The organism is Aureivirga sp. CE67 (assembly GCF_015767245.1).
Taxonomy (GTDB): domain Bacteria; phylum Bacteroidota; class Bacteroidia; order Flavobacteriales; family Flavobacteriaceae; genus Aureivirga.
In genome coordinates, this window is record NZ_JADOTV010000012.1 from 63,359 (window position 1) to 88,891 (window position 25,533).

The following is a 25,533-nucleotide window of genomic DNA, read 5'->3' on the forward strand; positions in this document are numbered from 1 at the left end:
TTGAAAGCTAGTTCTTATGAGCTAGCTTTTTTTATATTACAGCTCACAAAAAAATCTATGAATTTTATACAAAGACAAAATATTTACTTCGAAACTTCAAAATTTTTTATTTTTTTCATTCTATTAATTCTTGTAATTGGAATATTTTTACCATTTATAGCTTCTATTTTAGGGATTATAAGTATTCCAATTTTATATATAAAATTACATTTTAATTTAAGTAAAAAGTTTTCAGGAATTGTTTCTATAAATCACAGGACATTATTGTTCCCAATTTTAGCTTTCTCCATTTTATTGCTGTGTTTTAGAATTTATATAAGTGAAATAATCAATCTAAATGCAGGTTGTATGAAGGAAATTTCTGATGAAAAAAGATATTTTAATTATATGATTTTTAGTTTTTGGTCAAGTATTTTGTTGTGGGAGATTTGTTTTAATGTTTTGAAAAATAAGTTTTTAGGAAATAATTTGAATACAATTAAAGATTAATTCTTTAGTTTTTTTTTCAATTTATTTTGATAAAATTTTACTTTCTCAATTTTATCCCATTTTAAATAAATTTCTATTGCCTTTTCTAAATCAGAAATAGAAATTTCTTTTTCCTCTTTTTTAAAAATATCAGATAGTAAAGTATTTTCATTTTTTCTTAATCTCTTTTCCTTTCTACATTTTACACAGTTTATAGGACGATTATCATTTTTAAATTGCATTTCTTCATACCAAAATTGTTTTTCTTCTTTAAAGAAAGTGAAATCGGTTTTACAAGTAGAACAAACTAATTTTAAATCTGAATAAAAAAAATGACTAATCCAAGAACCATTTTGAAGTTCAGGATTAGCTTTTAGAGTTTTATTAGCATTTATACAATTATCACAAGCCCAATCAAAATTAGAATTAAAAAAAGATTCATAGGGATTTAAGTCTAACTCATTATAATGTTTGTATAATTTTCTTTCATGATTTACATATGCCGAAATAGATTTTTCCATTTCAGATTGGTATTTTCCATTTCTACAAGATGGACAAATAGGAAATTCTTTTTCTTTTTTCATTCTTAAAAAATCAACAATCCTCCAATATAAATCACAATTCCAACTAACATCAAAAGAAGCGTATAAGGAAGAATTTCTTTCGCTTTTAATTTTGTAATTCCAAGAAGCGGCAAAGCCCAGAAAGGTTGCAACATATTTGTGATTTGATCTCCATAAGCAAGCGCCATGATGGCTTTTGAAAGTGGAACATTTAATTTCATTGCAGCTTCTACAATAATTGGTCCCTGAATTGCCCATTGTCCACCGCCACTTGGAACAAAAATATTAACCAAACCTGCACTGAAAAATGTAAAAATAGGAAGTGTTGTTTGTGTTGCAATTTCCGCAAAGAAATCCGAAACTTGCGCTACCATTCCAGTAGATTTCATGATTCCCATAATTCCAAAATATAGAGGGAATTGGATTAAAATTCCAGAAGTTCCTTTGATTGCTTCTTCAATGGCGTTTAAGAAATTTCTAAAATTTTGATGTAATAAAATACCAAGACCAAGCATTAAAAAGTTGATTCCGTTTAGAGTAAATTTTAATTCTAAAACTTGTTTTCCAAATTTGATAAAAAATGTAACTAAAAGAACCAAACCGAAAATAGTTGCTAAAATCCTAGAATGATCTAATTTTTCTGCACCAATAAGCTTACTTAATTTATTCGACTCTTCCATTTGATAAGTAGGAAGATTAATTTCTGTAGGTTTTACTTTTTTGGCTAAAAAACTTAAAAATAGAGGAGTAATAATCAACAATGCAGCAAAAATTGCCATATTAGAAAAACTGAAAATCGTAGTATTTGTAGGAATATATTCTGGAATATTTTGAAGAGAAGTTCCTTTTAGAAGCTTTTCTAAATGTCCAGCTTCGGCAACTTTTAACGGAGCAGAACCACTTAATCCTCCGTGCCAAACCATTAGTCCAACATATCCGGCCGCTCCAACTAATGGGTAATTCATCGGAATTTGATTTTTCTGTGCATATTCACCAACTTTTCTAGCTAAAATTGCTCCGAAAATTAAACCTAATCCCCAATTGAAAAAAGCAACAATTATGGTAGTAAAACTCACCAAAACCACAGCTTTTGAAGTAGAAGTAGCAAAACTTGTAAGTTTTAAAATCAGTTTATTTACAGGTTTTGTCAAAACTAAAACATGTCCCAAAACTAAGATTAACATCATCTGGTAAGCGAAAACTAACAATCCGTTTGACCAAATTCCTGTTTCCCAAAAAGATAATATTTCTACAAAATGATTTCCTTCTGTTTGACTTGGCGTGAAAAAATAAGCCAAGACAATTGTTAATAAGGTTAAAAATATAGCAATTGTAAAAGGAGATGGTAAATATTTTTTAAAGATTGTCTCAATTACACCAGTTATGTTCATGTTTTTCTATTTTTTTTCAAAAATAAACTTTTTCATAAATAGTTAATTCTTTATTAAATGATTTACTGAAAATTTGTAGACTATTAAAAATCTATAACTTTATGCTTGTAAAATTTTAAAAATATATAGCAAACATTCTTATTCTATAATAAATATTATCACGTTTAGATTTGTATAATAACATACAGATTGTCAAGTTCCCCTCTTGAGAGGGGTTAGGGGTGTGTTTTAGATTAAAAAAAACTTTACTCATAATACGTACTAATGTTTATTCTTTCCTATAATTCAGTTTTCAATATAAAAGACCTATATGTAGAAAAATTAAAAAAGTAAATTCAAATAATATAAGAATCGAATTTTTAATAATACCTAAAAGATTTACGACTTAAATTCTTTCATATTTATTACCAAAAAGCAACACAACCTTACTTCAATTTTTCAACTTTAAAACTAAAAAAATGAAAACAAAGGTAATGAATGAAGAAATGCAAGATTGGATTGATTATATCTTCGATCAAGCAGATGCAGAAATTTCTGAATGGAATAAAAATGTTGTTGAGAGTCAAGAAAAAAACACAAAAACTGAAAATCAAACACCACAAAAAGCGCAAAAAATTAGAGCTGGTAAAAAAGCAGGATTGCCTTCTGAGTCGATAACAACAGATTTGTTTTTAGCATGTTTAAAAACACCAAGTATGTTTTACAAAAAGTGCTATTTAACCAAAAAAGAAACTTCACATCATAATCAAATTGAAAATATTTTGGATGAAGATTTATTTTCAGAAGATTTGAAAAATATTTCAAATGTACAAGGATTTATGCGAAATGGTTGGAATAGTGACCCTTCTTGGAATTGGAAAAAAGCTTTAGAACTAGCAAGATTAATTCGAAACTCGGGAAGATTACCGATTTTCAACACGAAATTATACAAAATGCCTTCTGATAAAACAATGAAAAAGCTGGCTTCTTATAAAGCTGAAATAAGAATAGCAATAAGTGTTTTTGATACCAGAATGCACTTGAAATCTTGTTTTGAATTTGTAGAAAATTATCGAAAAATGGGAGGAGTTTCCATTCCGATTTTGATGAGTGCACATTATAACAAAGGAGTTTTAAACCGAAAACAAACGAAAATTGTTGAATTTATAAAAGAAAAAGACATTATAGGAGCAGAGCACAGTATTCAGTTTCCTGAAAATTCTCCACTACATAAAATCATTGATGCGAATAAATGTGAAAAGAAAGAAGAAACGAAGAATTATTGGTGTGGAAGAATTTTTTCTGAGGAATTAAAAGTGCCGACAATTAATGCAATTCCACCATATTATTTAGGAATGCAGAATAGTCTTTTATCCAAAAATGAAGATGCATTTTTAAATTCTTTGTGGTATCAAAAAATTAAAACTAATGAAGAGATAAAGCTAAAACTAGATTAATTTCATAATTCGAATCTGTTTTTTTGTTCTTTTTTCCTGATGAAAAAAAGAATAACCAAGTAATCTTGCAAAATTGGCATAGGGGTTTTATTATAATTTTGCAAGTAAAAAGAGTGTTGTGTAACACTCTTTTTTATATATAGGTATAATCTAAGGTTTAGGGATTTGTAGCCCAAATATTCATTTGAGGAACAAAAGCCCTGGGGTTTAATTCTAAATTGTGAAGAATCACCGAAGAAATATCTTCAGGATTTAAAAGATTTTCGTCCTTTGGAATTGGTGTTCCATAAGCATTATTGTTTGTATCCGTACACCAACTTGGGTCTATATGAAACATACGGATGTTATCTTTTCGGAATTCCAAAGAAATATTTTTTGAAATAATATTCAACGCAGCTTTACTACAAGAATAAGCAGTTCCTTTAGGAAAAGCATAATGTCCGCCAGTTGCACCAATATTTACAATATCTCCACGTTTATTTTTTTTGAAATAAGGAAGCGCAAGTTGTACTAATTGTGCTGGAGCAATCGTGTTTATAGCAAACATTTTTTCAAAATCGCTTCTTTTTAAATCTTCAAAAGCTTCTGCGATTACAAATCCTGCGTTGTTGATTAAAATATCGATATTTCCTAAAAATGAAATAGCATTTTCGAAAAAAGAAATTAACTCAGCTTCTACAGTCAAATCAACTTTAAATCCTTTAGCTCCTGTGTTTTTTTCTACCTCAGAAACTAAATTTTCTTCCAAACCACAAAATGCGACTTGCGCTCCTTTGTTGCGTAAATCGGTAACTAATTGTTTCCCGATTCCAGAACTTCCGCCTGTTACAATTACTTTTTTCAACTCCCAATTCATTTCAATTCATTTAATTTTTTAATCATTTCTTCTTTTTGGAAATAACCATTTGCTAATAGAAAATATTCTTCGTTTTCATTTTCTAAAATCATTGTAGGAAATCCGTTTGCAAAAGCGCTAGCTTTCTTAAATTCAGCTTGTGTTTCCGAAAGATTTTCTTCTGACATCCAAGCGGTTTCAAAATCAGAAATATTGATGGTATATTTCTCCAAAAGAGGTTTGTAAGTTTCTAACTGATCCAATCTTTTACCTTCGATGAACATTACTTTTTGTACATCTTTAGCAAAACTAAAAGAAAAGTTTGGAGCTAGTTTTTTCACTAAAACTATAGCAGCACTTGGCTCCAAACTACTAAAAGCGTAGGATTCGTCTTTAGTTAACTCATAAAATTTTTCTGAAACTTCAGCTCCAGTATATTCAGACATTCTTGGCGCATTTGCTTTGATGAATTGGTTTAAACTATCTCCACCTTTTGGTGCATTTTCTCCTAACCACATTCCACCAACAAGAAATTCAAATTGATAATCTTTATTAAAAATTTCGTAGATAGATTCAATGTTTTCGTTGTTTCCGTAACACCAACCACATTGAGGATCCATGATGTATATAATTTTTTTCATTTGTTTAATTTTTGAAGCGTTTGTAAAACTAAAAAATCCAAAGACAAAAGCGCATATCGTTAAGAGGTATGGTATCAGGTGTTTTGGCATTTTATTTTTTGTTTGAATCTTTAAAATAAAAAGAAAAATTGGAAAAGCGCATGAAAAAAAGGGGTAGTTTTTAATCATACGCTTATACTAGAAGAATATATTGAATAATTTGAAAATATAGTTTAATAACTACAGTACGTATTCTTCTTAAATTGAAGATTAAAATCTCAAAATTTTAATCACAAAAATTTAAACATTTAACAGGGTATTCCAATTTCTCTTTCGCAAAAATGGTGTAAAAATGTTTGTGATTATGGTAGTAAAATGTGTAAAAATGGTACTTTTTTGAACTTGGTCAGAATTTTAGTCAGAAACAGAAAAAGCATTTTGTTTTCTATATTCTTTTGGAGTTGTATTTGTGTGTTTTTTGAAAAATTTTGTGAAGTAAGAATTGTCTTCAAAACCAAGAGAATAAGCAATATTACTGATGTTTTTATCTGTGTATAAAATTTCTCTTTTTGCTTCAATCAGTAATCTTTCCGAAATGGAAGTCATGGTAGATTTATTCAGAAATTGTTTTAAAATCTCATTCAATTTTCTCGGAGTAAGATTTAGTTTTTCTGCATAAAATTTTGGTGATTGTTCTTTCAGAATATTTTCATCTAAAAGAATTTGGAACTGATCAAAAATATCTAAGTTTTGACATAAAATAGAATTCTTCGGAAGTTGTAATTGCTTGATATGATTTATTTTTTCAATAATCGTTTTTAGTAAATGAATGATTACCAAAGAATTTTTGGAATGATTTAAATATTCCAACTGAAAAGCTTTGAATAAATGCTCTACAATATCATTTTCTTTGTCAGAAATCTTTACATGGGAAATTGTATGAAATTTACTAAAAAGTAGGCGAGGGAAGTTGTCCAGAAAATCTTCAGTAAAACGAATTACATGCCCTTCTACTTTTTTATTTGGCATAAATTGATGCACTCTTCCTTTCGGAAAAACAAAAACAGAATTTGCTTCAATATGATACAAATCTCCATCTACAATAAATTTTGCAGCTCCTTCCTGAATCCACATAATCTCGTGATAATCTCTTTGTCTTGGAGGTTTTGGTTTTTCAGAAACTTCTTGAATTTCTTGGTTATTTATCTTAAAATATTGAAGCATTTTAGAATATTTTGATTTCGTAAAAATATTTAAAAAATATATTTTTTGAACAAATATTCTATGTATTTAACAAAACTTCAATTTATTAAAAGCGTTTTTTTAAGAATGTGAAAAAAATATTTTAGGAAATTACTTTTGTAAGAGTATTTTATCTAAAAAAGATACTCTCATGAGACATTGGCCTTAATTGCTCTAAATCATCCAGCCATATTTTGATTTTGTTTTCCAGCTCAACTTCATTTGTTATATTATAATATGTTTCCGTTTTTAGAAGATAATCTCGCCAATCCATATCATAAATTTCATATTCTTCTACATCAAAAGAATTATTCAACTCAGTATATTGAATTTCATAATCAATAAAATAATACTTTGGAACATTTCCACGACAATCCGCTCCTTTATTCATTATAATACTAATCCATGCAATATTGTTTGAGTTTTCTGAAGTAGGTTTTACTTTTGCACCAACTCTTCCGTCATTTGTTTTTCCATTAAGTAGTTGGTTTAATATTTTGAAATCAATATTTGATTTGTTCTCTTTTTTGTTCATAAGTGTATTTTTTGTAAATGTAATAGGAATATCTTAGAATTTTATTTGAAAAGAAGTAATAATGTTTTTCTACATTTTTTAATTTTTAATCCTTTTCAAAACATAATAAAATAAACCAAAAGCTAAAATTAAATTTCCTGTTATTTGTGCGAAAAATACATTTTCTTCTCTTTTTTCAAAAACTTCATCTAATTCTCCACTTATAATAGCATTTCCACACCATCTAGGACTATAATCATATTCATGTTTGTATTGTGAAATGAAAAAAAGAATAACTGTCATAGATGCGAGTTTTATTAAATCTTTTTTGTTCAAGTTTAAAAATCTTTCAATAGATAATATTTTGAATATAATTAGTAGTTCTATCAAAATCATATAAACATGAAACCAAGGAATGTATTCATAAGGAATAAAGAACAATAAATTAGAAAGTAAGGCACTTAAAATAATAATACCTAAATGAATAGAAATAATTAATAAAAATCCAGCAATGTAGTTTTTTTGGGTTTGCATTTTTTGTAAAAAATTAATGAAAAGTAAAAATACATGATTTTTAATACGTTCTATTTTATGTTTTTAGAAATAATTATAAAAAAAATCATGTCAAAATTAAGTCATGACATGATTTTTAAAATATTTTAAACTAAAGAATTATTGCTTCGAAAATTTTAGATTTTTAACTCTTCCTGTAGATAATCTAAATTCCTTTTTATTACTGTCAAACTCTAAGGTAAATGCAGAACCTAGTTGCAAAATGTTTTCTTTTATTTGTTTCAAAGGAGAAATTTTATTCCCTTTTACATATAATGAAATACCATTTTCTTCATTTTTTAAAGTATAAACAATATCCAATTCAGGGCTATAATATTTTCCAGCATAATTTTCTAAATCGGAATTACTGTAAGAATTTAAAGGAGTATATTCTTTGTAAGTTGATAAACTACTACCTGGAATATCCAATATAAATTCCTTTGGACTTTTCGATTTAGTGATTTCAAGAGTTATTGGAATATTCGGTCCAATCCAATGAAATTTATTTTTTGCAATAGGAACCATTTTTGTAGCAACTCCATTACTTCGAACATAATACAAAGTATCCTCTCTGATTTCTAATTTTCGACTTAATTTATGATCATCACTCCAGTAAATTCCCTCGTATTTTCGTAGTTTTTTTCTAGAAAGTGAGATTGTTTTAAGGTCATTTTTCTCAGAATCATCATTTGTATTTTCTTTTTCAAACACATCTTCCAGAAAGATATCTGCAATTTGATTTGCTTTTCTTGATGCTCTTGCATCAGCTCTATTTGCTAAAAGAATCACACTAAAATGTTGTTCTGGAAAACGAATCATTTCTGCCCTAAAACCAACAAAAGAACCACCATGACTTATTGTTTTTTGACCTCTGTAATCACTAACATCCAAACCTGCTGCATAAGTGATTTTTTCTCCATTATTTAAAGTTCCTACTTCCGTCATTTGCTTCCAAAAATCTTTGTTCAAATTTTTTGAATCATAAAAAGCATCATCCCATTTTTTTAAATCTTCAATACTTGTGAAAATTCCTCCATCACCAATCATATTTAAATTTGTCATACTTATGGAAAATCCATTTCCATTTGGAGCATATCCAGAAGCACGATTTTTTACAACTCGACTATAATCATTATGAAAATGCGTTGCATTCATTCCAAGAGGTTTGAAAATTTTCTGATCTGCATATTCTGCCATCGAAACGCCACTTACTTTATTTACAATTTGTCCAAGTAGCCAATACCCAGAATTACTATAAGTATATTCTTCTCCAGGGTTGAAATTTAATTCTTGTTGATTTACAAGCCATTTCATTAAAGTTTCATCTGTGTAAAAATCTTCACTTTCAAAACTAGAAAGTTGTGCCAACACAAGATAATCTCTGATTCCACTTGTGTGATTTAGTAGATGTTTTACAGTGATTTTGTCTGCATAAGAAGGAAATTCTGGAAAGAATTTAGAAAGATGTTCCTCCAAAGATAATTTACCTTCTTGAGCTAAAAGTACGATACAAGCAGCTGTAAATTGCTTGGAAACAGAAGCGATACGAAAAACGCTTTTCGAATCATTTGGTATGTTGTATTCTAAATTTGCAGCTCCATATCCTTTGGCATAAATCAGCTTACCGTCTTTTATAATTCCTAGAGAAGCTCCTGGATTTTCAAGAGAATTCCAATCTTCAAAAATAGCGTCCACGCTTTCTTGTTGCGGAATTTGATTTTGAGCTTTTAAAACCATAAAATTTAAGAATAGGAGTAGAGTTAAAAATGAATATTTCATTAGAACGATTTTTTGTTTTAAGTTTTTTTGTGATTTTTTTCAACGTTATAAACGATTGAAATGTGTTGTTTAGTGTATTAATTTTAAACATACTTTTTTTTAAATAGAAAATCGAACTTTAAACAAAAACTGTCTTGGCCTTAAAGTGAAATTTGATTCCACATAACTGTAATTATTTATGTTTATCGTTTTATATTCTTCATTGTTGAAAATGTTGTTGAATTGAAATTCAAAATCAATTTTTTTCTTTTTCCAAGTATAACGATAAACGATGTCTGCAAAGAAGTTTTCTGTGTTTTGTGAAAACAAATTATTTTTTACAAATTCAGTTTTTAATCCCAAATATTGATTTTTTTTAGGATAAAAATTTACATTGAATTTATGCATTTGCTGTGTGATAGTTTGGTTGTTTTGTTTTTGAATTTCATTGTTTGAAAACTGAAGAGTGCTTTCAATTTCTGTATTTAGCCAATTTGTAATATCCGTATCAATTTTTCCATTTAAGCGCCAAGTTTGTGTGGCTATATCCGTAATTTCAGAATTTAATATTTGCTGAAAATCCTGTAAACTATAATTAACTCCAATTGTGAAATTACTCTTTAAATCACTAAAATATTTACTAATTCTACTCATCAAATTATGACTAAAACGCTCATTGTCTTTTTGAATCGCTTCTAGTTCTGTAGCGCCGTTTTCTAAGATTTTATTTTCATACAAAACATTATTATCCGTTTTTGAATGACTATAAATAGCACTAAAAAATAAAGACTCAATAGGATTTCTATAATTTATAGAAGCAGAATAATGTAAGTTTTGTGTTTCAGGAAGTGGTGCATCAATTCTTTGAATTTTACGGTAATTTTGTAAAATATAATTATAATAAACCTGATTTATAGTTCCAAACTGATTGCTCAACTGTGCCGAAGTAGACAAACGCCAATAGGAAGTTAAATCGTAAGTGATTGAAGCTCTTGGTTCAAAAGTTAGTCGGTTTAGATCTTGATTTTTATGAAGCGGTTTATCTTTCAGTTGATAATTATGAAAAAAAATAGGAGTATTCAGTTCTATTCGCCATTTCTTCTTTTTGTATTGATTTTGTAGAAGTACATAAAATTTAGAGCGTGTCCAGTCCAAATTATTATCAAACTCTCCATTCAAATTATTTTCAGAAGTTTGAATATCACTTTCTAATTTTTGAACTTCAAATTGAAAACCAACTTTAGGAGAAAAGCTAAACGCTTTCCAGCCTTTTGTAAAGCCTAATGAGTTATTTGTATAAAAAGTATTTAGCTCTATATTTTGAATTACTTCGTTATAAGTATTTCCATTATTCAGTAAATCGTTAAACTGTCCAGGCTGAACAGTCAATGATTGTGGAGTTTTGTATAAACCAACATAAGATTTTAAAGTAGCAATTTGATTTCCTAAAGAAAATAAAGTTTTAAAATCGTTATTTAATTTAAAATATCTATTACTCAAATTTTGGTTAATATTTTCCTCATTTTGTTGAATAGCTCCATGTTCGCTATCCCAAAAACCTTGAAATTTTAAACTGTTTTTTAAATATTTATTATCTGTGTTTTTTTGAAGTGTAAGATTAGTTTCAAGAGTGTTTGTATAAAGTTTATTGTATTTTTTTTCAAACAAAGAAATCGTTTCATTTGCTGTAAAAAACTTAGTGTTTGTATAACCATTTTGCTTTTGATAATCATTCAAATAAGAAACATTTAATCGTAATTCATAATCATTTTTCAGTTTTTGTAAATAATTCAAAGTAATCAAATGAATATTATTATCCAACCAACGTTTTTCAGAAAAATTAGGTGTGCTTAATTGTTGAATCGAAAGCCAATCTTGTTTGCTATCGTTGTGTTCAAATTTCTCCAATAAATCTTCGATAGTCAAAGTTTTTAGTTGAGAAGCCACATCATCTCCAATATTATTTGCTTGATAAGAATTCAGCATTTGTCTTTTTTTTGAAAACAACATTGGCGTTGCATTTACATCCCAAAGCAAAGGAGAAAAACCAGAACCTAATTCAATTTGTCCAGTTACTGTATAGCTGTTTTTTAATTTAATATTAATAGCAGCTTGGTCTGAATATACCAAGCTGTCTAAAACCTTAATTGGTTGATGATTTTCTAAAATTTGAACTTTATAAACTTTTTTATGTGGTAAATTATTATTTGCAAGATTATATTTTCCTTCAAGTAAATCTAATCCTTCAATATAATATTTGTTGATAGGTTTCCCTTGATATAATATTTTTCCATCATTTAAAACTTCAATTCCTGGCATATTTTTCAAAACGTCAGAAATAGAAATATCTTCTTGCTTAGAAAACGCTTTAACCGAATAATTTATAGTATCTCCTTTTTGAGTTATTCCTTTTGGTTTTACTACCACTTCTTTTAATTCAGTAACTTCTTCTTCTAAAACAAAATTTAATTTTTGAGTTTTATTATCAATGATTTTTACAATTGTTTTAAAACCCATCGACCTAATATTAAGCTGAATTTTTTCATTATTTGATTTTAAAGAAATAGAAAAATTCCCTTTAGAATCTGAAATATCATAGCTAAGAATAGTTTCTGTATTTACTTCGGTAATCGTAATACTAGAACGAGAAACTGGATTTCCTTTTTTTGTTGTTAATTTTCCATTGATTATAGATTGAGAAAAACTACTAATCGTGAAACAAAAAATAAAAAACGCTATAAAAAAATGCTTCATTCATTATTTAGTTTAACTCGATCGGATTGTTTTTATATTTATTTCTTTCTCTATGATTTCTATCGTATTTGTCCATTCCTTCTTTAGGAATTCGAATTCCTGGATTGTATAAAATTAAAGAAGGTTTTTGTTTGATTTTTTTCTTAAAGTCAGCAAATTTTTCTTTCGAAATAGTTTTAAAATCTGATGTTATCAAATATGAATTATAGTCAGCTAGTTTTTGAATCGAAAATGCTTTAAAAGAATAATGGTTTTGATCGTCATGAATTTCAAGAATTAATCCTGGTAAACCTTTGAATTTATAAGGTCCATCTTGAATAGAAATCTCATTCGTATACCACGCGATATAATTTCTTCCACCATAAGAAACGGTTGCTTTTCTTGCATTATAACCCAATATTTTTTTCTTCTCTTTATTATCCAATTTCCAATTTAGATTTACATCTTCAGAAAGTTTGAATTTATAAGCCGTATAATCATAAAAAGAGTTTATTTTTTCTCCATCACTATTTTTTACGATACTATATCGAAATTTAGGTTTTGTAATAGAAAAAAGCGCATTCGGATTGTTGGATTGTAGTATAGAGTCTTTTAAAAAGACAGATTCAGGTCTAAAAAAAGATTCATTTTTCTGAGAAATATCCAAATACATTATATCATATTGAATATTATTAGCATCGGTAGAATCAATTTGATAAGTAAGCTCGTATTTAATTCTGTAATTGTTTTGAGAAAAGATAGATTGGGCAGAAAAGATTACCAGAATTAGAAATAATAATTTATAGTTTTTCATGTTTTTGTTTAATATTGATAAAAAATCACTGTTTAAATAAATTTACGGATTAATTTGAAATAGAGTATGCTTAAAAAAAGCATACTCCATATTCTAAATATTTATTGACATCCTCCGTCCCATTCCCAAAGGAATGCTATTAAATCTACAGTACTTACATTTTCGTGACATACTTCCCAAGAACCACCACAAGAATCATTAAAATCGAAACATTCCATAAAGGCTGCTTCTTCTTCTGAAATAGAAGGCTTTGAATCAGTGCTTGCAAAACTTAAAGCTGTTGCTAATACAAAAGTTAATGTTAAAAGAAAATTTTTCATTTTATTTTAATTTAAAAAGGTTAGAAATACTAAACTTTATAAGTTTTAGGTCATTATTGTTTAGTTTGTGGACGTTCCACTTTTTAGACCTGACTACTTTAATTGTGCACTTTCAGAGAGTCATTTTTTAATTTCATGTGTTTGGGAGTACTCCTCAAAAATATTTATTCCTAAAACCAAATATTTTTATATCACGCTTTATGTAAACATTTGTTTGTATTAAAATTAATATTTTAACATGAATAAATCAAATATTAAGAGTTTTTAATTTTAAATATTTAATAATTACGTAGTTTTGCTTGTTTCGGAGTTTTGTGCGTTTTCTAGAAACGGTGTGGGTTTAGCCTAAAAAAAGAAGTTTTTAAAAAAATAAAATAATTTTTGAGAGAGTAGGTAAGGGAGTTAAAATTCTTTTTAAAAGAAGTTTATTTATTTTTCAATTCAATTTTTCGTCCATCCAAATCTTGAACAATTGCAATTTGTCCCCACTCAGTTTCTTTTATTTTTGAAATGACTTCCCAGTTAGATAATTTTAAAAGTTCCATTTTTGATTCTAAGTCTGGAATTTCGAATCCAAGTCTTAAAGAATTATCTGCTTTGTTCATAGATTTAGTCAAAGGATAAATTTCAAAAACAAAACCATCTATTTCAGAAGAATAATGAAAAGGACCATTTCCATGTCGATGATAAGTAAAATCAAAACCAAGCAACTCATATTGATTTTTTAATAATTCAATATTTTCAGTTCGGATTACTATTAGGTTTATTTTCATTATTAGAGTTTTTTAATGAAGTTTGATTTTAGGGGACAAATTTTTATGTTTAATTTAGAATATAAATAGATTTCGTAAATGATTTGCTTCCTTGTTTGATAGACATAAAGTAGATTCCTGAATCTAAATTTAATTCCATTTTATTTTCTCCTTTGTTTAAAGAAAAATTGGAGATCACAGCATGTCCTAAATTATTAAACACATTTAATGTACTTTTATCTTTTTCTATATTTATAATTAGTTGATTTGATGTAGGATTTGGATAAATTTTAATTTCATTATCAAATTCATTTATATTCAAATTATCAGAATTATTTAAATGAACAGAAAGCTCTTGAGACCATAAAATATCAGGAAGATTATCATTATTCAAATCGCTAGAAAAAACTTGATCTGTAAAAGGAAGATTTCCTTGATATACTAGATTTTGAGTACTAAAATTTCCTTCACCGTCATTTTCAAACCAAACTAATTTTCCAACTTGTGGTAAAGCTGTAAATAGATCAATGTCGCCATCATTATCGAAATCATTTGAAGTAATCGACAAACATTGTTGAATATTTGAGTCAATTTCTTTTGGAGAAGAAAAATTTCCTTGTCCATCATTTTCATACCATTTTAATGAATTTGCAGCAGCATTTTCAACTAACAAATCAAAATCACCATCATTATCAAAATCATTCGAGTTTATAAGAAATACCAAGTGATGATTGTCAGGAATAGATTCCGTTCGTTCAGCATCATAACTAATAACACCTTCAGTATTTTTATAAACTATTGTTTTAACACCTCCAACAATTATATCTTTAAATCCATCAGTATCAATATCGACAACTTGTAAATCATAAAATTCTGTATTAAGACCAGAAGGAATAATACTTTTTTCAAAATTTCCAGAGCCGTCATTCAGATAAATAATCAAAGCAGTATCAGCAATTAGAATAATATCTTTATGATTATCATTATTGATATCATCAATTTTTACTTTTTTCGGTTGATAGATTTCAGAATCTAAAATGATTTGTGAAGAAAACTCACCTGAATCATTTTTGTAAAGAAATAATTTTCCATTATTCGTAAAACTCTCAAACGTGACAATATCTTTCCAACCGTTTCCATCCAAATCTTCTGAAGCAACACTTAGTGGAAAATTAATGCCATTAGCGATAATTTGTTGATTTTCAAAAGTTCCATTTCCTTGATTTAAATAAAAACCAATCTGATTATTTTGCGAAAATTTCTGAGAAACAACAATGTCTTCAAAAGAATCATTATTCAAATCTGCTGTGATTATTTCTGTAATTCCAATTGCATCAGAATCAATAATAGTTCTGTCAGAAAACTGACCAAATCCATTATTAATTCCAAATAATGAACATAAAGTTAAAAGTTTAATAGTGTTTTTCATTTTGTAAAATATGTTTTGTAGTGAAAGATATACAAATAATATTTTATTCGATAGGAGTGTATTCTGTTTTAAAATTTTTTCCATCCACAAAAGGAATAATTCCCAAAAACATCTATACAAATCTAGATTCCATAATAATTAAATCATTATTTTCTGTAAGTCCAAAATATTCGATATTATTACTAAATTTCCATAAAACAACTAATGAAAAATCCGATTTCCATTTTTTTATTTTGATATGGGAATTAAAATATTTTAACACAGTGTACCCTTTTGAAGTTTAATTGTATATTTATTGTTAGGTAAAAATTGTATACGATAAACAGTTGGTATCCATTCTTTAAATGTAAATGACTCAGTTGTCATAAAATTAAATCGAACATCGTAAATGTTTGAGTTGATTTTACGTACAACAAAATTTTTCCTTTTCGCATTTGGACAATAATATTCTCGATCCCGTTTAACTATTTCAATAATTTCAATATCTGAGTATTTTTTTATTTGATTTCTTTTTTTAAGAATCTCATCTTTTTTTTGTAATTCATTTACTAAAGAGTTTAATTCTATATTTTGTGAATTTATTATACTATCCTTTTTAGTTAAATTATTTTCAAGCTCTGAAATTTTTTCCTGAAGATTATTTATTTTTTCTTGATTACAACTTGATATTAATATTGTAAAACAGATTAATAATATTTTATTTTTTTTCATTTATATTATGAATTTATTCTTTAATATATAATCCAATTAGATAATCATCTCTTTCTGATTGATAAGATTTTCCAATTTTTTTAAAATTTAGTTGTTCTAATATGTTAATCATCTTTTTATTCTCATCTCTTACAGTTGCATATATATAAGGTTTGAATTCTGATAATATTTTTGTAATAATTTTACCATTACCTACTTCTAAAGAAACTATCCATCCTAATTCGTATTTAAATTTTTCAGGGTTTTTAGAAGTATTTGCTTTATTAAAAACTTTATTTCTGTAAGTTGTATTTGGAATTTTTAGAGCACCTACAGCTTTTGGTGTCTTAGGATTCGGATATAAAATAAGAATAGGATTTTTATATATTAAATTATCAAAATGAGAAATATTAACTTCTCCAGCTTTTAAAACAGTTTTTTTTATGAAGTTTATTTCTTTTGATGTGAAATAATTAGATTCTCCAATTTTGTAGTTAGTTTTATTTTTTGATTCCATATAAAATTATTTTGTCTATTTTTTTCACTATAAATATCCAGAAAACTAAAGTTCATAGCAGTAGACAAACAAATATAATTGATACGTTATGAAAAACAAAAATTATATAATTATAAATCTATTTGTTTTAAAGAAAAATGCAAGAGTAACGAGAAGGTACACAAGAGTAACGAGAAGGTACACAAGAGTAACGAGAAGGAACACAAGAGTAACGAGAAGGAACACAAGAGTAACGAGAAGGAATGCAAGAGTAACGAGAAGGAACGCAAGAGTAACGAGAAGGAACGCAAGAGTAAGGAGAAGGAATGTAAGAGTAACAAGAAGAAACGTAAGAGTAAAAGGAATTTATTACAAAGTAAAACTAGATTAATTTTCAGAAATCATTAAGAAATCTACCCTTTTCAAAAAAAATCAAATTACCGTATATTTGCAGCCTATCTAAAGAAGAAATTATGCAAGAAAATAAAGTGCTTAACTATATAAAAGATGTGTTAGAAAATATGCCAAATGATTGGTTACGATTAACAACACATCGTCTAGATATTTACAACGAATCTTTGGCAAAAACAGAGTTTTTAGAGCAATTTGAGAATTTATTCAACGAAAATAACTCAGAAAATGTTGTTTTAAGCGAATTGCCAACTGCTTATGATTATATTCGTTTAGGTCATCCGCTTTCTTCGGTTTTAGAATGGGGGATTGCCAAATTAAATAATTTAGACTCGAAAAGTGTAATTAGTTTTTCTTCGAAGACAGTTCCAGTATTGGCTGTATTAAGAAAAAATCTTTTTGAAAAGAAAAACACACAAATCGTTTATACAGACGAATTGCCAGAAACTTTTGATGCTGAGGTAATCAAAAAAGTTTATGGTTATGATTTTGAGTTGAAAAAAGTAAATGCAATTGAAGAAATTCCAGTATTTGATGGAACTACGATTTTCATGACACAACAAGAAACTGTTTCTTGTTTCAATTTACCAGAATCTGTTGATTTCTTAATCAATACCTATCCACAGTTTGGAAGTATTCTTTTAGCAAACGGAGAAAAGAATGCAACTTATGTTTCAGAGATTCAACATGTGCGTAGAAGAGAAACAATTGCAATGACTCCAGCAAATACATTGGCTGTATTAAATATTTTAGTTGGAAATACTTCTTTCGAAAATAAAGTAAGCGATTTTGCAAGGAATAAAGCTTCTGTAATCAATTCTATCAAAGAAATTACAACAGCAAATTCAAAAGCAGTTGTTGGTTCTAGTGGACTTTCGATTCAGTATGCAATCATGATGGGATTAGTAGATCATGCGATGGAAAATCATGCAGGAAAGAAAATCCGTTTTGTGGTGCCGCCAAACTGTTATGGAGGAACAAATGATCAGGCTAGGAGAGTAGCAGCATGTAATCCAGATATTGAAGTGATGGATTTACCTGTTGATGGTGGACAAGATATGGTGCAAAGTATTGATGTGGTTTTAGAGAAAATTGCACAAGAAGATGCAGTTCCATATATTATTGCAGAGATTCCAACAAATCCAAGAGTTGAGGTTCCGAATTTAGAGAAATTAAAAGAAGCTTTAAGTAAAGAACGAAAGACTGCAAACGGAGAAACAGCAATTGATCCTGTTTTTGTTTTAGATCAAACTTTTTGTCCGAATGTACATTTCTTAGGAGATAATGATATACTTTCTGCGGTAAGAACGATTGCTTATGTAAGTGGATCGAAATTCCCAAGTGGAGGACTTTGTACAGCTGGTTACAGTATTGCAAACACAAAAGCTGCTTCGTTGATGGATAAAATTGAGAAGCATTTACATCTTTGTGATAATGAAGCGACGGATTTACAAATGGAAATTCTTGCAAAACAATTACCTTCTATGAACCAAAGAATTCACGATGCGTATGTTTATACTCGTGATTTTGTAACTTTTGTGGAAGAGAATTTACCAGGAGCGAAAATCAATTTTGTTTCAGAAGAATTGGCTGCACAAGATTTTACGCCATCTGTTTTCTCATTGGATTTACCAACAAAAGGAGATACGGAAGAAGAAAGAGAAGCTTACAAAAGAGAATTGAATTTGAAATTAATCAATATGATGATTTCTGAAATTCCAAACGAAAGTAAATTCTGTGTGAGTTATGGACAATTAAAAGGTTGTTATTGGACAATTCCTGCAACTTCTACACAAGGAACAACCAAAGAAGGAGATAAAGATTATATCGTTCGTGTGGCACTTTCAGGAAACATGGATTTAGATTTACACAAAAAAGTGTTCCTAGATTTTGTGAAAGGACTTTAATTTAATAGAAATTGGTGACTGAGCATAGTCAAAGTTATTTATAAAAAAACAAAAGCATATTGAAAATTAAATGTTCAATATGCTTTTTCTTTTATTTGTTTTCACCTATAGGATCAATTGCCGAGGTTTCTACCATTAACATTACAGTCTTTTCAGGAGCAATAGGACGATGCATTACACCTTTCCCAATAGTTGTCCCTTGATTAGGATTTAGTTCAATTATTTTATCTTCAAGCTCAATAATCAATTTTCCACTTAAAACAAAAAAGAACTCATCATCATTTTCATGTTTATGCCAATGATATTCTCCTTCTACAATTCCAATTCTAACAACGCTATCATTAACATTTGTAAGAGATTGATTAAACCAATTATCAGTACATTCTTTAACAATTTCAGGAACATCAATAACTTCATGATGTTTATACTTGATATTCATTAGTTGATTGTAATTAAAATTATTTTCCATTATTTCTGATTTAACATTATAAACATTCCTTTGTATTTTGGTATGATGTTTTTGGCTTCCAAATGTGTTTTATCAATGATTTTATAATTTAATTTTTCATAAAATTCAACAGCTTCATTTTGAGTATCCATTACTTCTAACCAAATTTGATAATTACTAAACTCTTTTCTTAACCATTTCAAAATTTCAGTTCCTATTCTTTTTCCTCTAGATTTTTCATGAAGATAAAGTCTTTGGAGTTTTATACTATTTGAATGAGAATCACTTAACCAACTATCATTAATAATAAATCTTAAAATACCAACTATTTCATTTTCATAAGTAATGAAGTAATATTTAGCTTTCTGATCCGATAATTCATATTTCAAATTTTCTTCAGAATAAACCTGATTTATATAATTTTTACCTTGATCACTCCAGATATAAGAGTAGACTTTAAAATAAATTTCACGAATAAGTTTGTTTAAATTTTCAAAATCATTGATGTTAATTGGTTGTAAGCTTATTTTATTATTGATTGAAATTTTTTTACCTAATAATTCACTTACTCGTATAATTGTATTTTTTTGGTTTAAAGAATTTTCAATATGACCTAATTCATTTAAGAAAACATCACTTACATACTGTTCATGAACTTTAGCTATTAATTCTAAATGCTTTTTAATTTCAGGTATTTCTTTAATAGCTGTATCAGATAATGCATACATTTGTTTTCTACTATCAGTTTTAGATTTATAAGTAATTAAATATCCTTTATTCACCATTTTCTTAGCAATTTTAATAATTGCTGTATGCGTAAAATGTAGATAGTTTGCTATTTCCGATGCAGATAATTCTTTTTTTTCCTCTAAAAGTAAAAGAAGTAAGTGCCAATTAGGCTCAATATTCAGGTTCAAATTTTTGTAGACTTCTTTTCCCATAGCCATTAAGCTATCGTTTAATCTTCTTATTCTTGCTGTATACCCTATTAGTCCTAGATTTTTTATGAAATCATTTTTTAAATTAAATTGTTTCATGTCTTAATTCTTTTTATTAATGAAATAAGTTTTACAAATGTATTTAAAAAAATACGAAACTAGTTTCATAAAATTAGTTTTTATTTTATTGATATATTTGTTAAAACAAAAAACGTTATGGGATATTACTATTCAATCTCTACAATTGTATAGGAAAAAAATATTGAAAAAAGTTTAAGATGGATTGTTGAAAAAAGTGCACGTGATGATATACGAATAGAAAATAATCAAATAAAAATAGAAGGAGATTTTTATGAGTCAAAAAGTCTTTATAAAACATATAATTTATAAGAATGAAAAAAATATTAAACACATTGAAAAAATCATTTAAATATCTTTTAATTGTTTTTATCAATTTTATAATTCTCTATTTTTTGTTTTATCTTTCATTAGATGCAATAACACTTAAGTTTAGTTCAGGTTTTTCAGAATTATTTGAGCTATTAAAACTTGTTGGAATTTCTATTATTACTTTATTATTCTTGAGAATTTTAATTTTTTGGTTTGAATCACTAAAAATTAATTCATTGAAAAGTCGAGTTCTTTTCTCAATCGTTTTGACTTTATTGATTTCGAGTAAATTTTATTACAGTTATTCAAAAGATATTTTATATAGAATTACATCAGAAAAAAGAACTATTATTAATTCTGCTACATCCAAAATTAATGAACATGTTGGAGGGTTAACTTTTGGATATAAAGTTGAAAAATTAACCATTGGGGAGTATCAAGAAATAATTAATATTAAAGACTTTCCTAAAATTCAAAAAATGGCAAAAGATATTTCTTTTTTATATACTTATGATGGATTTTTACCAGATTATACATTTAAACTTTCGTATAAAATTCCTCTAAATGTAAAATTGGATTCGACAGAATTTAGACATGGCAAAATTACATTAGATACAATTAATAAAAATGTTGAGGTAAATTATTTAGAAATTGAATATTAAAAAAATAAAAAAGAATTTACAATCTCGTTTATATTTTCAGTTTGTTTAATCGTCGTATGACCTACAAGTTTTTTTTATTACAATTTTCTGGATTTATATTTCAGGTATTGATGGTTTTAAATCTTTAAATTTGCTGAAATATTTATAAAAAATGAATTTAATTGTAAAAGAAATTACTACAGAAGATACTTATCCGTTAAGAAAAAATGTTTTACGAGAGAATATTCCATTATCTTTTCAGTTTGCGGAAGATAATCTAGAGACTACAAGTCATTTTGGTGTTTTTGAGGAAGAGAAATTAATTGGAATTGTGACTTTTATTCAAAAAGAAAATGAATATTTTAAAAATCAAGAAGCAGTTTTTCAGTTACGAGCAATGGCTGTAGATAAGGCTTATCAAGGAAAAGGGGTAGGGAAGCTATTTCTTGGAGAAACTTTAAAATTAGCAAAAGAGAAAAATATTAGAAAAATTTGGTTAAATGCTAGAGAAATTGCAGTTCCGTTTTATAAAAGTTTAGGTTTTTCTGTAGTTGGAGATGTGTTTGATGTAAAGTTTGTTGGAAATCACTTCAGAATGGTTCAGGAACAAGATAAATTCAAATAAATATTTAAAACAAAAAAAGCATCTATATTATAGATGCTTTTTAAAATGTATTTATTTTTTATCTGTTTTAGGTTTGTTGTATTCAGCTTCGCTAAACATAAAATTATAATCTGAAGCAAAAACATCTGTCTTAAATTTTGATGCATCCATTTTATTTAAATGAATTGAAGCATATTTATGACAAGTCATACAGCTTTGTGTTTGTGTAAATGATTCTAAAGTAACATTTGCCATGCTAACTGGTGTTATAGCTCCTGTTTGTAATGGAACATTTCTTCCGTCATTAAATTTAGAAGAAACAGGACTTTCAGGCCACTGAACACTAATTAATTGATAATATTGCCAAACAGAATTAGAATTTGTTTGTGAAATTAATTGCTTAACATATGCATTCAAACCTTCCACATCTTTAGGGATCGCATTTTGTTGAATTCGGACAATTTGAGAAGGAATATTTAAGCTATCACTTATTGTGTTTATTGGCTGTTTACTATCTTTATTATAGAAATTATATCCACCATTTTCTTTCATAGCATTAGATATTTCTTCTTCCTTTGCATTTTCAGTAGGTGCATTCCAGTCATGTTCAAAAGTCATCCAAACAAACTGGTTTGCTGGCTGAATTTTTCTAACAATATGTAATCCTACTAATCCTAAATAAACTTCTTTCATTGGACCATATTCAATCACTCTTTTCCCTTTTAGATCTTTTACTTTTACCCAAGAAGGAACCATTGCTTTAGAAATTTTATAATATTTCTTTAATTTATTAAACTTTGTATCAGGTATAATTTTCCAAGAAGCTTTTAATTGCATTGCTCCTTGCTCAAATCCATCTGTACCAGCAGAAGGTAACCAAATCCCATTATTTTTATTTGCATATTCTCTTTGTGTTGGATAATCATATAATTTATTATCCATGATAAATTTATATTCATCATGATTCATTTTTACTTCATACCAGACAAGGCTTGTATCTTGATCAATTAAGAAAGCTTCACTTCCTGCTTGTAAAACACTTTTCAATTTACGAAGTGATTCGTCTGTTGGAAGAATTTTATTATCTGGAATTTGACTTAATTTTTCAGTTAATTCTCCTAAACTTTTAATGCTTTTTACATAATCTTTAGTATTGATGTTGTTCCAATTTTCAGGTGGAGAATCTCTAAAAACATCTTCTCTTTGTAAAAAAGATTCCCAAACAGTTGGCCTTAAATTTCCTGGATTCCCAAAATTGTTTGCTGTAATTAAGGTATCTGCAACACCTCTTATATTTGATGACTCCCAGTTCAATGCAATAAAATTAGTCCATGCAAAACAATTGATTACTTCTTGATTTGGAATAGATCCAACACAAGTATTATTTGGTAAATTCCACGTAATTTCGGGTACTCCACAAGGTGCTCCACAAGATGGTGTTGTAATTTCAGCAGTTTCTGGTTTTGGTGAAGCTTTTTTAGGTTCTTCGCAAGAGGAAGAAATAATTAAAATTAAAACTAGAGTAAATATTTTATATATGTTGTTTTGGAATGTATTTATTCGTTTCATTTTGAATGCTTTTTAAAGATTGATTATTATTAAATATTCATGTTATTTAAATCGAATTTGACAGAGTCCGAACTAGAATATTCTGCACTCATATCTAATTCAAATTTTCCAAACACTCCATATCTAAGGTTTTCAGTATCTGTTTGAATTGCACAAATACTTACACTTCCATTCGTATCTTTTTTTCCTATAGCATCTACAAGAAGTGCAAAAGAACCATTACCTATTTTTTTTATTTGCCTAATAGTAAAATCAATTTCATCATTCATAGCGATTATTTCTATTTTATCACTATATGCACCATCTACAAAAATTAAAATATTTTTAAAAACAGTTCTATTATTTACTCGAATTGGAGTAGGGTTTGCACTTGAATATTTAAATAATTTATTTTCATTACTTACTTCAAATAATCTCGCTTCCATGCAATAACCTATACTTGGAAGTGGTAAATAACTTACTGGTAAAAATTGATTTGGAACTTTAGCTTCTGCTGTTGGAGGAATTCCTGTTGCTGCTAATTGTACTTTAAATTGTTCTGCAATTTGTGATGCCCATTCTAAAGGCATTCCTTCTACTTTAATATCAGACAACGTAAAATCATATCCCTCAGGAACTTCAAAACGAGAATGTAATATCATGTCATTAGGATAAAAACTTTGCGTAATATCTTTATGTTTTAAACCTCTAACTACAGTATATAAATCTTGAATTGTTAACCCTTTTGCTGAATCAGGAAGTTGAAAAGCATCCCATCTTTCTGGTTGTTGCCCATATAATCCAATCGGATTTGTCAATCCTAAACGTAAACCTACATTTCGAACAAAAGCATTTACAGATTGTCCAATTCTTGGATCACTATTTCTAAAAGGCCTTCCAAAAGCTCCTGCACAAATCAAAGCATCTACATCAATTATAGGATTTCCATTTACATCTTTTCGTAACATTGTTGCACCAGCTCCTAATTCAATTTCTGCTCCTAATGTATTTGGATTACTTGTCAAATGGATTGCTCCTCCTTTTGTTTTATTTGCGGCAGTTCCATAATTCCATTTGTTAATAGGATTATAAGCAGGTCTTCCTGTTTGCTCTTCAATTACTGGATTTCCTTTTTTATCTAATAAATACAAATCTGACAATTGAATTGTATCATTCTTTAAAATATTTTGATATAATTTCAATACATTATTTGGATCTTGCTCCCATAAGAAAAACCAATATTCTGGATTTTCATGTGTAAAATTAATCGCTGTAATTTGTCCTTCTTTATTTCGCTCAACTGACCATTCACAATATTCATCTTGCCAACCTCTTGGTCCTATTGGATCGTACTGAACTAAATCAAACTCTTTTGTTTGCTTAGCTTTTGCTACTTCATCTGTATTTTCTAATAAAGGTGCATTTATAAAAGCTACAGGTAAATTACATCTACTCTTAGGAATATCCATAAAAACATTATACTTTTCAGAAAAAGCAGCCGGTCCAATATCCGCTAATTCATAAAGTCTTTTTAAATAAATTAATTTTTCTTCTGCTGTTGGATTATTTGGCGTAAAATATTTTTGAAATTTATTACTGAAATAGAACTTAATTCTATTCGGAAAAGCAGACCATTGTACTGGCATTGTATTGTCATTTGTCGGCTCTCCATCTTCTACAGTAGTATAGTTATAATAAAAAGATCTTGGAGCATTATTTGTAGATGACCAAACATCTCCAAGTAATGAATTTTCTGTACATGAATTTACATAATTGTTCCATCGATTATGGAAAACAGGAAGCAATTCTGAAGGGACATCATGTTCCGCCCAAAATGCTGGTGAGTTAAATTTTTTGGTTTTCATTTTAATTTGGTTTAAATACTAAAAATTTTTACTGTTATTTTTTAAATAGTGTAAAACTGTAATTATAAACGTTGTTAAATTGTATTGAAAGATTGTATTTTAAAATTGTACAAGAATGCTTTTCCTTTGAATAGAATATGATTTATTTCAACCGTTAGTTTTTGTTAT

The 25,533-nt window shown here is 27.6% G+C and carries 26 protein-coding genes; 6 read left to right on the plus strand and 20 right to left on the minus strand.

All coding sequences use genetic code 11. The features are described 5' to 3' along the window. The first annotated feature begins 57 nt into the window (after positions 1 to 57). On the plus strand, positions 58 to 489 hold the full coding sequence (locus I0K12_RS14005) for a hypothetical protein (RefSeq protein ID WP_196888756.1): 432 nt from the start codon (positions 58 to 60) through the stop codon (positions 487 to 489). Here I0K12_RS14005 and I0K12_RS14010 read toward each other — a convergent pair. Continuing rightward, the gene (locus I0K12_RS14010; RefSeq protein ID WP_196888757.1) at positions 486 to 1,052 is read right to left on the minus strand and encodes a zinc-ribbon domain containing protein; all 567 of its coding nucleotides are present in this window, start codon (positions 1,050 to 1,052) and stop codon (positions 486 to 488) included. The genes I0K12_RS14005 and I0K12_RS14010 overlap by 4 nt on opposite strands. Before the next feature lie 2 nt (positions 1,053 to 1,054). Further along, a complete protein-coding gene (locus tag I0K12_RS14015; RefSeq protein WP_196888758.1) occupies positions 1,055 to 2,422 on the minus strand; it encodes a short-chain fatty acid transporter in 1,368 nt (455 codons plus the stop codon). Between the two features lie 458 nt (positions 2,423 to 2,880). Here I0K12_RS14015 and I0K12_RS14020 point away from each other — a divergent pair, with 458 nt between their 5' ends. Further along, positions 2,881 to 3,858, plus strand: a complete 978-nt coding sequence (locus tag I0K12_RS14020) for a hypothetical protein (RefSeq protein ID WP_196888759.1) — start codon at positions 2,881 to 2,883, stop codon at positions 3,856 to 3,858. 157 nt (positions 3,859 to 4,015) lie between these two features. Here I0K12_RS14020 and I0K12_RS14025 read toward each other — a convergent pair whose 3' ends face one another. The 14 genes from I0K12_RS14025 to I0K12_RS14090 all read right to left on the minus strand — a co-directional run bounded on the left by I0K12_RS14025 (position 4,016) and on the right by I0K12_RS14090 (position 16,634). Further along, positions 4,016 to 4,714: an SDR family oxidoreductase gene (locus I0K12_RS14025; protein ID WP_196888760.1), complete on the minus strand. Its 699-nt coding sequence runs from the start codon at positions 4,712 to 4,714 to the stop codon at positions 4,016 to 4,018. Then, entirely contained in the window at positions 4,711 to 5,334 is a 624-nt protein-coding gene (locus I0K12_RS14030) for a DsbA family protein (RefSeq protein ID WP_196888761.1), read from the minus strand. Before I0K12_RS14030 ends, I0K12_RS14025 begins: the two co-directional genes overlap by 4 nt. Before the next feature lie 393 nt (positions 5,335 to 5,727). Continuing rightward, the gene (locus I0K12_RS14035) at positions 5,728 to 6,537 is read right to left on the minus strand and encodes a helix-turn-helix domain-containing protein (RefSeq protein ID WP_196888762.1); all 810 of its coding nucleotides are present in this window, start codon (positions 6,535 to 6,537) and stop codon (positions 5,728 to 5,730) included. Positions 6,538 to 6,685: 148 nt separating this feature from the next. Beyond that, a complete protein-coding gene (locus I0K12_RS14040) occupies positions 6,686 to 7,090 on the minus strand; it encodes a hypothetical protein (RefSeq protein WP_196888763.1) in 405 nt (134 codons plus the stop codon). A 78-nt stretch (positions 7,091 to 7,168) separates the two neighbouring features. Continuing rightward, the gene (locus tag I0K12_RS14045) at positions 7,169 to 7,603 is read right to left on the minus strand and encodes a hypothetical protein (RefSeq protein ID WP_196888764.1); all 435 of its coding nucleotides are present in this window, start codon (positions 7,601 to 7,603) and stop codon (positions 7,169 to 7,171) included. A 138-nt stretch (positions 7,604 to 7,741) separates the two neighbouring features. Further along, entirely contained in the window at positions 7,742 to 9,400 is a 1,659-nt protein-coding gene (locus I0K12_RS14050; RefSeq protein ID WP_196888765.1) for a serine hydrolase domain-containing protein, read from the minus strand. 99 nt (positions 9,401 to 9,499) lie between these two features. Continuing rightward, positions 9,500 to 12,133: a carboxypeptidase-like regulatory domain-containing protein gene (locus I0K12_RS14055; RefSeq protein ID WP_196888766.1), complete on the minus strand. Its 2,634-nt coding sequence runs from the start codon at positions 12,131 to 12,133 to the stop codon at positions 9,500 to 9,502. 7 nt (positions 12,134 to 12,140) lie between these two features. Continuing rightward, positions 12,141 to 12,926: a GLPGLI family protein gene (locus tag I0K12_RS14060; RefSeq protein WP_196888767.1), complete on the minus strand. Its 786-nt coding sequence runs from the start codon at positions 12,924 to 12,926 to the stop codon at positions 12,141 to 12,143. A 101-nt stretch (positions 12,927 to 13,027) separates the two neighbouring features. Beyond that, positions 13,028 to 13,246: a hypothetical protein gene (locus I0K12_RS14065; protein ID WP_196888768.1), complete on the minus strand. Its 219-nt coding sequence runs from the start codon at positions 13,244 to 13,246 to the stop codon at positions 13,028 to 13,030. Positions 13,247 to 13,671: 425 nt separating this feature from the next. After that, positions 13,672 to 14,019 (minus strand): VOC family protein, encoded by a 348-nt coding sequence (locus tag I0K12_RS14070; protein WP_196888769.1) that lies wholly within the window; start codon positions 14,017 to 14,019, stop codon positions 13,672 to 13,674. A gap of 49 nt (positions 14,020 to 14,068) precedes the next feature. Next, a complete protein-coding gene (locus tag I0K12_RS14075; protein ID WP_196888770.1) occupies positions 14,069 to 15,427 on the minus strand; it encodes a T9SS type A sorting domain-containing protein in 1,359 nt (452 codons plus the stop codon). Between the two features lie 112 nt (positions 15,428 to 15,539). After that, positions 15,540 to 15,689, minus strand: a complete 150-nt coding sequence (locus I0K12_RS14080) for a hypothetical protein (RefSeq protein WP_196888771.1) — start codon at positions 15,687 to 15,689, stop codon at positions 15,540 to 15,542. Further along, positions 15,683 to 16,138 carry a hypothetical protein gene (locus tag I0K12_RS14085; protein ID WP_196888772.1) on the minus strand — a complete coding sequence of 152 codons (456 nt, stop codon included), beginning with the start codon at positions 16,136 to 16,138 and terminating at the stop codon, positions 15,683 to 15,685. Before I0K12_RS14085 ends, I0K12_RS14080 begins: the two co-directional genes overlap by 7 nt. Positions 16,139 to 16,151: 13 nt before the next feature. Then, complete coding sequence (locus I0K12_RS14090; protein ID WP_196888773.1) at positions 16,152 to 16,634, minus strand: hypothetical protein; 483 nt, start codon at positions 16,632 to 16,634, stop codon at positions 16,152 to 16,154. Positions 16,635 to 16,722: 88 nt separating this feature from the next. Between I0K12_RS14090 and I0K12_RS14095 the strand changes: the two genes are divergently transcribed. Then, entirely contained in the window at positions 16,723 to 17,004 is a 282-nt protein-coding gene (locus I0K12_RS14095; protein WP_196888774.1) for a hypothetical protein, read from the plus strand. Positions 17,005 to 17,086: 82 nt separating this feature from the next. Further along, on the plus strand, positions 17,087 to 18,931 hold the full coding sequence (locus I0K12_RS14100; protein ID WP_196888775.1) for a cystathionine beta-synthase: 1,845 nt from the start codon (positions 17,087 to 17,089) through the stop codon (positions 18,929 to 18,931). A 91-nt stretch (positions 18,932 to 19,022) separates the two neighbouring features. On the opposite strand, the gene I0K12_RS14105 is transcribed toward I0K12_RS14100, so the two are convergent. Together I0K12_RS14105 and I0K12_RS14110 are read right to left on the minus strand one after the other, a co-directional pair. After that, positions 19,023 to 19,400, minus strand: a complete 378-nt coding sequence (locus I0K12_RS14105; protein WP_196888776.1) for a cupin domain-containing protein — start codon at positions 19,398 to 19,400, stop codon at positions 19,023 to 19,025. Further along, the gene (locus I0K12_RS14110; protein WP_196888777.1) at positions 19,400 to 20,416 is read right to left on the minus strand and encodes a GNAT family N-acetyltransferase; all 1,017 of its coding nucleotides are present in this window, start codon (positions 20,414 to 20,416) and stop codon (positions 19,400 to 19,402) included. The genes I0K12_RS14105 and I0K12_RS14110 overlap by 1 nt, the downstream gene beginning before the upstream one ends. A gap of 293 nt (positions 20,417 to 20,709) precedes the next feature. Here I0K12_RS14110 and I0K12_RS14115 point away from each other — a divergent pair, with 293 nt between their 5' ends. Together I0K12_RS14115 and I0K12_RS14120 are read left to right on the plus strand one after the other, a co-directional pair. Continuing rightward, a complete protein-coding gene (locus tag I0K12_RS14115; protein WP_196888778.1) occupies positions 20,710 to 21,369 on the plus strand; it encodes a hypothetical protein in 660 nt (219 codons plus the stop codon). A 151-nt stretch (positions 21,370 to 21,520) separates the two neighbouring features. Further along, positions 21,521 to 21,973 (plus strand): GNAT family N-acetyltransferase, encoded by a 453-nt coding sequence (locus I0K12_RS14120; RefSeq protein ID WP_196888779.1) that lies wholly within the window; start codon positions 21,521 to 21,523, stop codon positions 21,971 to 21,973. A 51-nt stretch (positions 21,974 to 22,024) separates the two neighbouring features. Here the strand turns inward: I0K12_RS14120 and I0K12_RS14125 are convergent, their stop codons facing one another. Both I0K12_RS14125 and I0K12_RS14130 read right to left on the minus strand, forming a co-directional pair. Further along, a complete protein-coding gene (locus tag I0K12_RS14125; protein ID WP_196888780.1) occupies positions 22,025 to 23,521 on the minus strand; it encodes a hypothetical protein in 1,497 nt (498 codons plus the stop codon). A 29-nt stretch (positions 23,522 to 23,550) separates the two neighbouring features. Then, the gene (locus tag I0K12_RS14130; protein WP_196888781.1) at positions 23,551 to 25,365 is read right to left on the minus strand and encodes a hypothetical protein; all 1,815 of its coding nucleotides are present in this window, start codon (positions 25,363 to 25,365) and stop codon (positions 23,551 to 23,553) included. Positions 25,366 to 25,533 lie beyond the last annotated feature (168 nt).